This is a genomic window from Halobacillus litoralis (genome assembly GCF_020524085.2).
Taxonomy (GTDB): Bacteria; Bacillota; Bacilli; order Bacillales; family Halobacillaceae; genus Halobacillus; species Halobacillus litoralis_E.
On sequence record NZ_CP129016.1, the window covers coordinates 375200 to 390004 of the forward strand.

Annotated in this window: 9 protein-coding genes and 1 pseudogene; all 10 read right to left on the reverse strand. The window is 44.0% G+C overall.

The genetic code is table 11. The features are described 5' to 3' along the window. Positions 1–53: 53 nt before the first annotated feature. The 10 genes and pseudogenes from LC065_RS01985 to LC065_RS02030 all read right to left on the reverse strand — a co-directional run bounded on the left by LC065_RS01985 (position 54) and on the right by LC065_RS02030 (position 14790). Positions 54–1373, reverse strand: coding sequence for a multi antimicrobial extrusion protein MatE (locus LC065_RS01985; RefSeq protein ID WP_226593748.1), 1320 nt, complete (start codon positions 1371–1373; stop codon positions 54–56). Positions 1374–1446: 73 nt separating this feature from the next. Further along, positions 1447–5562, reverse strand: coding sequence for a bacterial Ig-like domain-containing protein (locus tag LC065_RS01990; RefSeq protein ID WP_306163715.1), 4116 nt, complete (start codon positions 5560–5562; stop codon positions 1447–1449). A 28-nt stretch (positions 5563–5590) separates the two neighbouring features. Then, positions 5591–5905 carry a hypothetical protein gene (locus tag LC065_RS01995; RefSeq protein WP_306163716.1) on the reverse strand — a complete coding sequence of 105 codons (315 nt, stop codon included), beginning with the start codon at positions 5903–5905 and terminating at the stop codon, positions 5591–5593. 6 nt (positions 5906–5911) lie between these two features. Then, a complete protein-coding gene (locus LC065_RS02000; protein WP_306163717.1) occupies positions 5912–6451 on the reverse strand; it encodes a sugar phosphate isomerase/epimerase family protein in 540 nt (179 codons plus the stop codon). A gap of 12 nt (positions 6452–6463) precedes the next feature. Beyond that, the gene (locus LC065_RS02005; RefSeq protein WP_306163718.1) at positions 6464–7444 is read right to left on the reverse strand and encodes a sugar kinase; all 981 of its coding nucleotides are present in this window, start codon (positions 7442–7444) and stop codon (positions 6464–6466) included. Then, the gene (locus LC065_RS02010; RefSeq protein ID WP_226593741.1) at positions 7437–8084 is read right to left on the reverse strand and encodes a bifunctional 4-hydroxy-2-oxoglutarate aldolase/2-dehydro-3-deoxy-phosphogluconate aldolase; all 648 of its coding nucleotides are present in this window, start codon (positions 8082–8084) and stop codon (positions 7437–7439) included. Before LC065_RS02010 ends, LC065_RS02005 begins: the two co-directional genes overlap by 8 nt. A 16-nt stretch (positions 8085–8100) precedes the next feature. Further along, the gene (locus LC065_RS02015) at positions 8101–9591 is read right to left on the reverse strand and encodes a UxaA family hydrolase (RefSeq protein WP_226594111.1); all 1491 of its coding nucleotides are present in this window, start codon (positions 9589–9591) and stop codon (positions 8101–8103) included. A 17-nt stretch (positions 9592–9608) separates the two neighbouring features. Then, a pseudogene (gene uxaC, locus LC065_RS02020) lies at positions 9609–11034 on the reverse strand (glucuronate isomerase). Positions 11035–11056: 22 nt separating this feature from the next. After that, positions 11057–12562, reverse strand: a complete 1506-nt coding sequence (locus tag LC065_RS02025; protein ID WP_226593737.1) for a tagaturonate reductase — start codon at positions 12560–12562, stop codon at positions 11057–11059. 233 nt (positions 12563–12795) lie between these two features. Then, on the reverse strand, positions 12796–14790 hold the full coding sequence (locus LC065_RS02030; protein ID WP_226593736.1) for a penicillin-binding transpeptidase domain-containing protein: 1995 nt from the start codon (positions 14788–14790) through the stop codon (positions 12796–12798). Positions 14791–14805 lie beyond the last annotated feature (15 nt).

Here is a 14805-nt window from a genome sequence, read left to right on the forward strand (position 1 = left end):
TTTAACTCGAATTATATCACAATTCAGAAAAATATAAATGTAAAATCCTTACATCAATTGGATTGTCGCACACGCCTTTCCCCTTTTCCCATCATCCGGAGAACAACTGTCAAAACAATGACAAGAGCGACCAACTCCCCAAGCGAAGTAGCTATTGAACCGTTCACCCCGTTCCAGGAAGGAAAGAAGGTTACAAGTAAAGAGACGGTCACGATGACTGTGATGAGATTAAGGATTTGGGCAATGGCCATCCGCTTTGTCTTTCTATAAAGCATCAGATAACCATTCAAAAAATCCACCCAAGGAAAGACCAGTGTTTTTATAATAAAAAACTTCAATACGACAATCGTGGTTTGAGCCAATTCTTCATTTGCCCCCATAACTTCTCCCATAAACCACGTGCCCGCAGGTGTATAACACAAAAGGACCAGCGCAAGCGTAGGAAGAAGGCTAATATAGATGATGAAGCGGATGACTTTTTGCCTGTTCACTTCATAAAGTTGCAGAACAAGCTGATGGGTGTACATAAAAAAGCTCAGAAGCATTTGTGTAATACTGAAGGCGAGTGCAAAAGAAGCAATTCCCATTTCAATATTGTTCGTTTTCGCTAGAAAAACATAGATGACTGGCACTAAAACCGTTTGAATCACAAAATAAAAGACAAGAGGTACATAAAACTTTGCAATCTCTCCATTTCGTAAATCCTTACTTTTTTTCCGGTATGAAAGTTTTAGAATTCCATGCCCCTTCCAAACACTGATGGCACATTCAATAGACATTCCGACAAGAAATAAAATCGCCCCACTCAAACTCGTTATATAGTCAAAGTAGACAAACGAATAGGCGACTAAAAGCATGATAATCAAGCGGATGACAACCATGATCGTCAACCACTTCGTCTCCAGATGGTTGATGATCACACCCTGATAGAGTCCTCGAACACCAGAAAAAATGATCACAAATAAAATGATCGCAAACGTATCAGAAATCGTATTAACCATATTGGCATCGGCATTGAAGAGATTCATATACACCCAATCTCCAAAGGATGTAAAAGCCATCGTCATACTGAAACCGATAATCAAGACCATAGGAATGACCATGAACAGAGAGAGAACTTTGAACGAATGTACATCCTTTACTAGTGCAGAGCATGTCTGTCTGAACACGATGATGGGACGTTCGATAATTCCGAACAAGGCGAATGCAACGGCATAACATGCAATAATGAAGGCTGCATTTTCTCCTCGGCTGAGCGTCCCATTGATAATTACATGGGTAATAGACGTCAAACTTGCGGAAAAACCTAAAGGGATAAAAAAACTACTGAGCTGTCTATACGACAAATGCCCTTCTGATGCCTTCAATGTCATACCTTCTTTCTTCTTATTAAAAAAATCCTCTAATCATAGAAAAAGAAGAAGAGGGATTCCCCTCTTCTTTCTCTTATTTCACAAGGATTTTACTTTTTGCAGAGAATAGCAATCCAGATGTTAATGTACCGCTCAACACAACTTCCTGCTCACCTTTCTTAAGAATGGAAGCAAGCTCATTTCTTGAAAAATCAATGCGGTATTCCTTTTCACCGTCCTTATCAAAATCTGCGATCACCTTTTTCTTCTGCTTGTCCAATGGCTGCAATACACCGTTCACTTCGATCGAGTCCAGGTCGATGTTTTCTACAGCAAACCCTTCCTGAATGCTGATATAGACCGTTGCTTTCGGTCCCTTCCCATTCTTTGTACCTTTGCCTTTATGTTTTTTAATAACAGGAGGCGTCCAATCTGCTGATGCCGTCAACTCGAACTCCAGTAAATCTCCTCTGACCAAAGTACCATCTTCATTCCTTTCAAAAGGAAGAGTAGGTGTCAAACTCTTGAAGTTGCTCTCATCAAGCACTACACCTGATTTATTTTTACTGACTTCACCATCGAAGAAGAAATTGTTGTCTGCTTCATTTTCTTCAGGGTATTGATCCGCTGAAGCCGCCCCTTGGTGATAAGAAATCAGCCCATCAACGATGAAGTCTTCTTCGATGTTCGCGTATGTGGTTAAAGATACATTACGCCCGCTGTTGCTGAATGATGTAGAGTTCTCTACAATCACACCAGGGTTGCTGTTACTTGTGATTCCATCCGCACCATTATCGAAAGCAAGGCTCCCTCTTAATACATGAGGAACATGGATTCCTTCTCCACCAAGCTTGAATCCATTTTTGTCTCCGTCACCGACCGTGCCGTCAGTGAGTATTCCATTTTCATAAGCAATACTATCTTCTATAAGCACAGCACCAATTGCTCCTGTGCCTGCTTTCGTGTAAAGATCCCATCCATCATCGATGTTGTGATGAGCGACACACCCCCTGAATATGTTGCCTTCTCCAGACGTAAGTTTCGCTGCAAAACCATCAGCATTGTTATCAGACGGGTCACGGTTATCGAACGATTCACTGTTTAAAATTAAGTTATCTGAAGGCCATTCCTCTTTAGCTGCTTCACTGTCCGTCCGGCTGATTTGAAGGCCTGTATCCCCGTTCCCATAAAAACGACTGGCTTCGACAATGTTATGACTACCACCAACGACAAAGCCTTTCGTATTTCCAGCTGATCTAGCTACATCAATTCCTTTCACATACCAGTAGTTGCCACTAAGCACGACACCTTCCGATTTTTTATCAAAATCGATGACCGGTCGGGCTCCATCCGCTGCTAGCAAATATTTCATTTGAGCCTCTGTACCATCATTGTATTTGGAAATTTCAAGTTTGGAATCCCTGACGTAATTTCCGTCTGCCAGGATAATCTTCTGCCCAGGTTGTACGTATTCTACGGCAGTATCGAGATCAAGGGGTTTTTCCACTGTTCCATCCCCAACATTCGTTCCGTCCGCAGTGACATGAATGGTTTCTCCATCTCTGAACGTCCGATTCATAACTGTAAAGTTCTGAACCTGTCGCTCATAATCAGTCAGGAATTGTGTGTCGTCTGGTAAAAACGTCAGGCTGAAGTTCGTAGCCGCATTCGTTTCTATGTCCGTTTCAATAGATAACCTTTCACCAGCTGTGATGGTTTCATTTTTGGAAATGACTTCATTCCCTTGTTTTACACTTACTTCTCCATCTACATTGGACTCGAGAAGCAACTCATACGTTTCTTCAGAAGTTTTGTCTCTTGATTCTACTGTAAACTCCGGCTCGACAGGTTCTTCCGGTGCTTCCACCTTAGGAGGATCTGTTTCCGCTGCTGTCACCGAATAATCGATGTTGCTTACTTCAATATCTGCTAAACGCGCGGTATAAAACCCAACATAAACCTTTGAATCTTGGACATTCAATAGATCAGGATCAAAGAAAATGGCTTCTTCCCCATCATTCAACTGTCCTGTATAGCCACTGTTCGTTTTAGAAAGTGTCAGGCGGTATTCCTGTTCAGGGTGTGTATTGACCGGACCAGGCTTTTCATTTTCGAGCATCACTTTTTGGATACCTTGACTGCCGGCACCATCCGGGGAATTCACCCCTGTACGAATGAAAAGTTGAGTGGCGTTGTCTTCACGTGTTCCACCACTAAAACCTCCAATGGCAGCGATGTTTGAGGCAAAAACACTGGAATTGTCATTTTCCCCAATCGCGTCTCGTGCCATGATGCCAAAAGACTCCTTGCCATCATGATTCGGTGTTTTCGCGTATTCATTCACTTTGATATCCGCTGAAAGGGTGAAGTTATCTTCTACTGCATCAATTTCTGTATAGTAAAAGGTAATCCCGTCATGGTCACCGGTGATCTTCCCGGCTCCCGGCTCTGCGACGATTCGTACTGTATCATCCATTTTTTCTATATAGTTTGTATCCTCACCCGTGGATTGGCCGAATTGAATCTCCTTCCAATCCACCTCTTCTGCATTTCTGACCGTTACTGGGAAGTCTATTGAATCGATACTGTTATCAGTCGGAATGATTTGTATTGTATATACACCGAGTTGATCAGCATTGTATGAAGAATCATCCACTTTGTACATATTTGGATCAAGGAGCTCTTGATCGCCGTTGTCATACACTTTAGATATCGACAATCCTGAACCATCAAACGCTTGTCCAGTCTCATAGGTTGTCTTCGGATATTCGGTCACCTCAATGCCCTGAAGCTCCCTTTTTTTGACATTCACAGTGAAAGAAGTTTCTGATTCCTTATAACTCAGCTCGACTTCTTTATCACCCGCTTCACTCGTATCGAGATCAGACACTTTCAGGTGTTCTTTCATGACTCGAACAGTTTCACCATCTGTATAGGTGGCTTCTACAGACAAACCATCTAAGTCCAATACTTCTCCTAAGAAATACTGCGTTTTAGATGGTGGCTGTACAACGTTCAACGCAGTGACGTCTTCATCTTTCACCTCAATCTCAAATTCGCTGGCCACATCATCATTTTGATTCGACCGAATGGTCACTGTCTGAGTCCCGCTTTTGGTAAGTTGTGTACCATCCTCAATTTCCACTCCTTCTATAAGAAGAGTGTACTGATCTTCAGTTAATGTCTCCTCTAGATATCCATCTTCGTAAACCCCTGTTACTTCCAACCCTTCTGGATCGAAAAAATCATCGACGTAATATTCCGTTTGAGCAGGGTAGTAAAGGATAGACATGTCGGTCAGTTGAAGTTCCCTGATTTGTAAGGGGATCGTCTTTTGGATTCCATTGTAACTGACGATCAAATCGACTTGTCCAGCCTCTGTGCTGTCAAAACCGGTGACAATATAATCCCCCTCCTCAAGGGCGATTGCGCTTCCGTCCTCATGGATACCTTTTACTTCCAGCCCCTCCAACTGCATATGTTCGCCGGTTAAGTACTCTTTCTTCATAGCATCTGCGTTTATTTCAAGATCTTTTACATCTGCCGCTTGTTCTATGTCCGTATCCTGGAATGTAATCGTACCGTTCCTTGCTACAAACACCCCGAGATACAATTCTTCTTCGAATAAATCATCAATGGAAAGTGTCTTTGATTGACCGTTAGATGTCACTTTGAATGTATCCCCTGACTTTTGAATCGACAGTTCATACGCTTCCCCCGGGCCTGGGGCAACATTATCTGAAAATACATCCAGTTTTTCCAATCCACCTTCACTGTAGAAACCTCTCATCGCATCATCCAATGCACCTACGGCAACATAATTAGCAGCTTGTTTCCCGCTATCTCCATCCTCACCGACACCATCTCTCAACATTAATCCGAATGCCCGTTGGCTCTCAGGACTGTATGCATCTGCATAAACCGTTGTTGTCAGTTTAAAATTCGAATTTGCGGATAGTTTCCTATAATAATAGGAAAGACCCTCTTCACTGCTGGCAATTTTCCCACCTGCTGCCTCGATCGTAACTGATCCATCCTCATTGAATTGTGGATCAGGGTTTTTATCCTCCCCTGTATTTGAACCGAATGCACGAAAACTCCACTCTTCCTCACCTGCTCCAGCATCTGCAAAAACATGTGGTGGAAAAGCGGAGAATAAAAGGACCAAAACCGTCATGACTACCCAACTTCTTCTATAAAAGTGCTGCATGTCATTCCTCCTTATTTTTCGGTGAAACTCAATGGGACAAAGCAGAGTGGATGGATGCTTTCATTCGCGCTTCTTCTCTTACCTTCTCAATGTAACTTTTCGCTTCTGTCATTTGATGCTCCTTAGCTTTTTCCATAATGATCTTCACCTGTGGTTTGTATTGCTCCAGCAAAGTCATATACAACTCGTAATTCAACCCCCCTTTTCCAGGAACAACGGTTTTTATTTCTCCATCATTGTTGAGTATCCTGTCTTTGGCGTGGGCGGCAATAATCCGAGAACCCAACAAATGAAAAGCTTCTTGGATGACTTCATCCTGATTAGCGAAATTATCTTCGTGCACGAGGTTTCATGGATCTAAAACGACACCGATATGAGGTGATGGAACTTCATCCAGCATTCTCTTCAACGATGCTGCCGTTCCGATCAAGTGGTCGTTTGCCGGTTCGATCCCAATGTAGACCCCCCATTTCTCCGCCTCTTCCACAAGCTCTTCAAGCGCTGTTTTCAGAATCAGCCATTCATCACCTGTCAGTTCCTTCGTATTCATCTTGCCGACTTCAGCTGCCACCATCGGAGCTCCAAAAAAACGCGCGTGGCGAATAAGTTCTTTGAATCGTTCAATGTTCTCCCGGCGGACGTCCACATCTTCATGGAAAAAATGGAGGTAGCAGGCAAGCACAGAAATCGATACATTATGCTTACCGAATTCTTCTCTGATATCTTCTGCTAACCCAGGACTGAGCAGCCCAGGTTTACTAAAATCATAGTTGTCGAACGCTTTCCATAATGCAAGCTGCACATGGGAGAAACCTTTGCTTCCTACTTTAGATGCTAATTCCTGATACGACATTTTGCCGAATAAATGAGCCAATACACCGACACTCATCAAAAGTACCTCCTATCTTGTGACCATTTTTCCATTGTTCATGTACTGACGAACTTCCTCCTTGGTCGGTGCTCCTTCCCAATCGCCTGAGAATTGTGTTGCTAGTGCACCTGTAATATTGGCTTGTTCCAACGCCTGAGGAAGTGTCCTCACAATGGTTTCTTTATCGAAAAGAGACTTCTCCTCCAACAAAGAATCAAGCAATCCTGCGGCAAAAGCGTCACCTGCTCCAACAGTATCAACCACCTGTTTAACGGTGTGGCCCGGAGCTTCGAAAACATGTCCATTGGTAAATCCGATCGAACCCTCTTCTCCTAACTTCATTGCTACAACGGATGGTCCCATGTTTAAAAATTCTTCTCCGTAAGCGGCTGACGACTTCTCTCCAAGTAAAAATTCCGCCTCTTCTATGCCTGGTAAAAACACATCACAATATGGTATCAAATCAAGCAAGACCTTCCTCGCTGTATGATCATCCCACAGCTTCCTTCTTAAATTAGGGTCGAATGAAACGGTGAGTCCTTGTTCCCGTGCTTGTATCATTGCTTCCTTCGTAAATGCCGCAGTCTCTTCCCCTAACGCGGGTGTAATTCCTGTCACATGCAGGTGACGGGCATCTTTAAACCATTCCGAGCGGATGTGGTCAGAGGAAAAGCGGCTTGCCGCTGATTGCTGACGATAGTAATAGACACTTGGATCACTAGGGACTTTTGCTTCTTTGAAATAAAGAGCGGTCGGATGATCGGGGTCTTTGACTGCATGCGTGACATCCACGCCTTCCCCAGCCAACGTGGCTAGAATCAATTCACCGAAAGGGTCGTTTCCTACACGGCTGACCCACCTCACCTTTCTTCCAAGCTTTGTAAGACCGAACGCAAGATTGGATTCAGCTCCGCCTACTGATTTAGTGAGAAGAGGTGTATATTTAATTCCTCCGCCTGTGTAAGGTTGAAAAAGAACCATGCTCTCCCCAATCGTGACAATATCAGCCATGAACGACACCCCCTTCAATTTTTGACACGTACGATTTTGCTCTCTTCGTAATTTCTTCATACTTCCCTTCAGATACAGATGCCTTATCGACAAGATTCCCTCCAAGTCCAACCGCTTTGACACCGTATTGAAGGACTTCTTCGATATTCTCAAGGTTCACTCCACCTGTAGCGATCATCGAGATATGGCCGAGTGGTCCACGGACATCTTTGATATACTTCACACCGAGCGCACCGGCAGGAAATACTTTGACAGCCGGTGCTCCGAGGTTGGTAGCTCTGACCATTTCCGTCGGAGTCATCGTCCCAGGTAAAACAGTTACACCTTTGGATAAACAATAAGTCACGATTTCTTCATCAAAATGAGGAGAAACGATGTATTCAGCTCCCGCCTCAAGAGCCGTTTCTGCATCCTTTACATTTAGTACCGTTCCTGCTCCAATTTTCAAGTTTTCATCATAAATTCCTCTCAGGCTTCTAATCATTTCCAAAGCCCCCTCTGTATCAAGGGTGACTTCAAGGAAACGAATGCCGCCATCGTACAAAGCTTTGGCTACTTTTTCACCTGTACCAGCAGGGATACCCCGTATGATGGCTATGATTTTATCTTCTTCTAACTGTTCCAGTATGCTTGGACTCATCTCTTTTCCTCCTCATTCAAAGAGTTACTCCTGATTTAAAAATGGCGATTTCCCTGAAATCATTTTTTTCGTTGTTGACGAGTTTACCGCTAGCAACCTTGATGATGTAGTCACGGAAGTCCTCCAGTACTTGTTCTGGAGGTGCCCCTTCCAGTAAGCTTCCTGCATTGAAATCGATCCAGTGTTTTTTCTTTTCATATAATGGGGTGTTCGTTGAAATTTTCATGGTAGGTACGAAAGATCCGAAAGGCGTTCCTCTTCCTGTTGTAAACAAGACGACCTGACAACCGGCAGCAGCAAGTGCTGTCGATGCTACTAGATCATTGCCTGGAGAAGACAGCAGATTAAGCCCTTTCGTTTTTAGTGGCTCCCCATACTTCAACACGTCCATGACAGCAGAAGTTCCCGCTTTTTGAGTACAGCCCAGTGATTTATCCTCAAGTGTCGTTATGCCCCCGTCTTTGTTTCCCGGGGATGGATTTTCATAGATTGGTTGGTCATGCGTAATGAAATATTGTTTAAAATCATTGATTAAATCTACCGTTTTATGAAAGACTTCTTCTTTGACTGCTCGTTCCATGAGTATTTTTTCTGCCCCGAACATCTCAGGCACTTCCGTCAAGACCGTCGTCCCGCCTTGCGCAGCAATATAATCCGATATCCTACCAAGAAGGGGGTTTGCGGTAATTCCTGAGAACCCATCAGAACCCCCACACTTCAAGCCGATTTTCAATTCGGAGAGAGGAACTTCTTCTCTCACATCATCCTTAGCTGCCTGATAGATTTTGTGCAGGTAATTGACCCCTTCTTCAATTTCATCGGAAACATCCTGAGAAGTCAGAAACTTGATTCTGTCCTCATCGTAATCCCCGAGCGACTCTCTGAATTCATCCACATTATTATTCTCACAACCCAGTCCTAACACGAGCACTCCTCCGGAATTAGGGTGTTTGACCGCATTCCCGAGAATCGTCCTTGTATTCACGTGATCATCTCCAAGTTGGGAGCATCCATAGTTATGTTTAAGGACTTGAATGTTGTCAAAAGGCGCGATATCTCCTACTTCGGATTGGAAGATTTTAATGATCTGTTCAGCGATTCCATTCACACATCCGACCGTCGGAACGATCCATAGTTCATTCCGTATTCCTACACGTCCATCCGCACGCTTGAACCCTTTGAATGTCAGGTTTTCTTTTGGATAAGGATTTTCTGCAAACTTCGGTTCGTATTGGTATTCCTGGACACCGTCGAGGTTGGTTTTCGTGTTTTCCGTATGAATCCAGTCTCCTTCCCTCACTGCGGTCTTCAAATGGCCGATCGGAAATCCATACTTCATGACATCGGTTCCTTCACTCATGGACAACAAGGCGATCTTGTGTCCTCTTGGGATATCAGAACTCAAGGTGATCTTCTTCCCATCCACCTCAACTTCTGTTCCAGCTGTTAAATCTTTTAGTGCGACTGCGACGTTGTCCTGTTCATTGATCTTTAAGATACTTTCCAAAGTTGATTCTTTCACTCTTACACCTCCAGGCTTTGGGTTGGGGTCTTGATGCCAATATAATTCGCTGCGTTCCGGTAAGAAATATCCTTGATGATCGGCTCAAGTAACTCATCATCATTCGGGACTTCACCGTTTTCCACCCATGTGGCCAGCAAGTCACAAAGGATACGTCGGAAATATTCATGACGTGTGTAGGAAAGGAAGCTTCTTGAATCTGTCAGCATTCCGATAAACTGACTGAGCATCCCCATATCTGCAAGCGTTTTCATTTGTGAGAGCATTCCTTCCTTTGTATCGTTGAACCACCAGGCCGTGCCAAATTGCATTTTCCCCTGGCACTCCGCCTTCTTGGAAACTTCCGGCAATCGTAGCGAGGACAGGGTTATCTTTCGGGTTCAGAGAATACAAAACGGTCTTAGGTAAGGAGGACTGCTTCTCCAATGAGTCCAATAGCTTGCAGAGTGGCTTTGCAATCTGTCCATCATTCATGCTGTCAAAACCTGTGTCCGCACCTAAACGTTTGAACATTCTCGAATTATTGTTCCGCTGCGCACTGATATGGTATTGCATCACCCATCCATGTTTACAATAAAGTTTGCCTAAATAATTAAGCGTATAGGATTTGTATTTCGCTTCCTCTGCATGACTGACGTTTTCACCGTTCTTCGCTTTTATAAAAATATCTGAGGCCTCTTCCACCGTTGCATCTTCATACACGACTTCATCGAGGGCATGATCGGAAACCCTTCCGCCAACCTCATGAAAGTACCTGACCCTATCATCTAGGGCAGCAAGGAAATCTTCATACGTATCAATGGAAACCTGGGTGGCCTCTTCTAACTGACTCAGCCATCCTTGGTAGCCGTCACGGTTCAATTCCAGTCCTTTATCCGGCCGGAAACTTGGCAGTACCACCGTTTCAAAATCCGAATCCTTCAGCTTCTTGTGATATCGCAAGTCATCAACCGGATCGTCCGTCGTACAAATGACTTCGACATTGGAAGCTTTAATCAAATCCTGTACGCCAAAATCCTTCTGATTCAACTGTTCATTGACCCTCTCCCAAATTTCAGGTGCAGAGTCTTCATCCAATGCGTTATACACATTAAAGTACCTTTGTAACTCTAAATGCGTCCACGTATAGACTGGGTTTCCGATCGATTTCGGTACTGTTTTAGCCCAGGCCAGAAACTTATCGTAAGGATCTGCATCTCCCGTAATCAGCTCTTCATCAATGCCGTTTGCCCGCATTAAGCGCCATTTATAATGATCCCCATCGAGCCAAATATCTGTAATTGTCTTATAAGATTTGTTTTCAAAAATCTCTTTTGGACTAAGGTGGCAGTGGTAATCAATGATTGGCATATCTTTGGCATAATTGTTATACAAACGTTCTGCCGTTTCACTGTTCAATAGAAATGTCTCATCCATAAAGTTTTTCAATATCATCCCATCCTTTTTAGTTTTATGTTTTGGAAGCTTTTCCTTCAGACAAGCTTTCCGTCGTCGTTTTTGCTCCATGTTGGTTTATATCTTCAAAATAGTTAAAAATCATATCCGTATAGAGAGCCAAATCTCTTCCCCATAACTTTTCCTCCCTCAATAATGAGCGCACCTCTTCCTTCCCTTGCTTATCCTTGCTCCAAAAATCAATGAATGCTTCCAGAACGACTTGATCGTCCCGGACCTTGTATTTTTCACCATTATGGACTCCCGTGAAATGACCCTCATGGATCGTGTGAGGTTTGTAATAATGTAGAAGGGACGCAAGCGACAAAGCAATGGATTCCGGCAGTTTCTCATCTTCCGAGATTAATGGAAACACCCGGCTTTTCAGTTTTTGTACGGCATTTTGACCTAAGTCAGAGAGTCTGTGTTTCACAAAAGGATTTTGAAAGCGCTCGATGACAGAGTCTGCGAATTGACTTTTTTCTGTATCATCGAAAGATAGTCGTGGCAGTAGATCTTTATAAAGAACGTGGCGTACATAAGTGGAAACAACGTTATCCGCCATCACTTCTTTCACAGTTCGAAGTCCGGACATAAACCCTACAGAGAAAAGCAACGTATGAGGCGCATTCAACAGGCCGACCTTCAAATCACGATAGGGCTTTACCTCTGCCCATTTCACTTGAAGTCCTGCCTTTTGAAACGGAAGCTTATGCTCTAAAGGTAATTCTGACTCGATGACAAAAAGATGAAACGGTTCTCCTACCGTCATCAGCACATCCTCATACCCGAGCTTCTTCTGCCACTGTTCTACGCTTTCTCCTGGGTACCCAGGGACAATCCGGTCCACTAGTGTGTCGCAGAAAACATTGTGATCATCCACCCATTTCAAAAAGGATGTTGGTAAACTCCATTCCTTAGCTAGCCGAACAACGATGGATTTCAAAAGTTTTCCATTGTCTTCTACTAGCTCACATGGGATAATCTTAAAACCTGATTGAGGATCCCCTTTTGTATGAATGAAACGGCGGTACATGAGAGCGGCCAACTTCCCCGGAAAGGAAAGCGGGGATTCTTTCTCCGGATACTCCTCCTGCATGTACACAAGTCCAGCTTCCGTTGTATTGGAAAAAATAAATTCAATGGAATCTTGTTCTGCAAGCGCAAGAAGAGACTCCCAAGCGTCATAGGGATTGATACTCCGGGCAATTGTTGAGTTCACTTCTACGTGCTGGACTTCTTCCCCGTCTTCCATCCCCTGAATAATCGTTGTGTACAGGTGATCTTGCTTTTCAAGCTTTGGTACAACTTTTCCATGAGGTGTCGGCTGAATGGCCACCGTCCTTCCTTTAAATAATTGCTGTCGGTTCATCCGCTCAAGCATCCAATTCAAATAACCACGAAGAAAATTCCCCTCGCCGAACTGAATAGCGCGAATCGGAAGTTCTTTATTAATCATTGATTTGTTAGAGTCATCTATCGTCGGTAAATGGGCTGCTGTCTCTCGATTCAACCGTTCCATGAGTCAGACCACACTCCTTATATCACAAAATAACAACGTTGTTATTTTGGGGTAAAAAAATATTCCATAGGGGGGGAATAAGGGAATGTTAACAACGTTGTTACTTACTAGTTTATGGATGGTCCTTAACTTTGTCAATGGTTAACCCGTATTATATTCTGAAAATTATGTCGTTTCGGTCTATAAAGATAACCGGGTGAAAATATAGTTCAAGATTTCACCCGGTATCTGCTTTATCTTAAGGTTTGAAAAACATTCTTCACTTTCGGTACAACATAATGACTTCCACCTTCAGCATCTTCAATCATCATCGAAACCATAAGATCCTGACTTTCCGTATCCCAGGCAATGAACCATCCATTTTCCTGACCATCCTCATCCTGGGATTGTTTTAATTCAGCTGTTCCCGTTTTACCAGCAAGACTCAATCCTTTCACAACCGGCTCATGACCTGTCCCTGCTGGATCCTCGACAACAGCTTTCAAATCTTCCCGTATGATTGAAGCCGTATCCTCACTCATCACGTTCTCATGCCAGACCTGACTCTCTTCTCCAGAAGAGACCAACTTTGGTTTCATAATGTCCCCATCGGTCACGAAAGGCGTATAAGTAAGCGCTAAGTGAAGACTGCTCATTTGAATTTCTCCTTGTCCAAAACCCGTGTCTCCAAGTAACGCGTCCCGTTCGAATGCTTCTCCATTCAACAACTGAGAATTTTCAATTGGAAAAGTCAACGGAAGATCTTCACCAAAGCCGAATTCTCGGGCTTCCTGAAGGAAGGTTTCCCCACCAATTTCGAGGATCTTGCGGGCAAAATAAATATTATCTGAACGCACAAGCGCGTCTCTTAAATTCACTTGTTCATCTTCGGCTGCCCCTGGCACTCTTGTCACTGTGTATCCGTTCTGCTCAAACGTCGTTCCTTTAATGGAGAGTTCTTCCTCTGGTGTAATGACCCCTTGTTCCAGACCTATAGATGCTGTGATCGGCTTGAATGTCGATCCGGGAGAATAGGTGCGGTTGAATTTGTTCAAGGTCGACTTTTCGTCGCGACCTAGCACAATCGCATTTGGATCATAAGCAGGAGCACTGACAAGAGCAAGGACATCACCTGTCATCGGGTTTACAGCAGAAGCTGCCCCTGATTCTCCTGACAATTGTGCATGAAGGGATTCCTGCACTTCCGATGATATCGTCAGGTTAAAATCTTCTCCATCCTTCGCCGCTGTTTCAGCTAAGACCTCTTTCGTTTCTTCCGCGTCTGTCTGTATGACGACTTTTCCACCTTCCTCGCCTCTCAATTGATCTTCAAGAACACTCTCAAGTCCTGTCTTTCCAAGTTGATCTGCAGCTGTATAGCCTTCACTTTCCAACTCTTCAAGTTCGTCTGCTTGAATCGGCCCTATATATCCAATTAAGTGAGCAGCAGCTTCTCCCAAAGGATAGCTCCTTGCTTCTTGATCAGCTTGGAATGTGACTCCACGGGGCAGGTCATCATCCTTAAGTGCCTCGATCGTCTCTTCATCATTTTCAGCTACAGCTCCCACAGGTACGAATGTATCTGCCGTAACCCAGGATTGATTCAACTGCTGATCGATGTCCTCTACGGTTGTATCCATAATCTCAGCGACCGCTTTTTTCAGCGTCTCTGTTTCCTCTTCCGTGTGCTCTTCCATCCAACCCGGTACGAGACCAACCTCAAGAACACCTCCATTTACAGCCAGCGGACTTCCATTTGCATCAAAAATCTCACCACGTTCCGGATCCAATGTCCATGCTCTTACCTCGTCTCCGTCTTCCATTTGAGGAAAGATCATCGAAGAATTCCACTGCACTGCCCATCGGTCACTCTCCTCTCCTTCTTCATAGACGAGCGTGGCCGCGTGAGAAAATTCAATCGATCCTCCCAACGAATCCAACGCCCCTTCAAATTCAAAGGAAGGTGTATCTCCTGTTTCATACTCCTGTTCTTCATCTGGAAGTTCGTATGTAAGCGAGAGGTTTGCCATGTCAATTCCTTCATAAATCGTTGTATATCGACTGACAAATTCCTCTTTATTCAAGAGTTGCTTGGAATTCTCACTGAGAGCTTCATACATGTTCCCATATTCTCCATTCTCCCAACTCTCCATATAGGATTGGAAAGCCTCTCCCGGCTTCGGCTGTTCCGAGCAGGATACTAGTAAAATTAACCCAATTCCAACAATTATGAACCGCCACCACTTCATATTTACCTCTCCCCT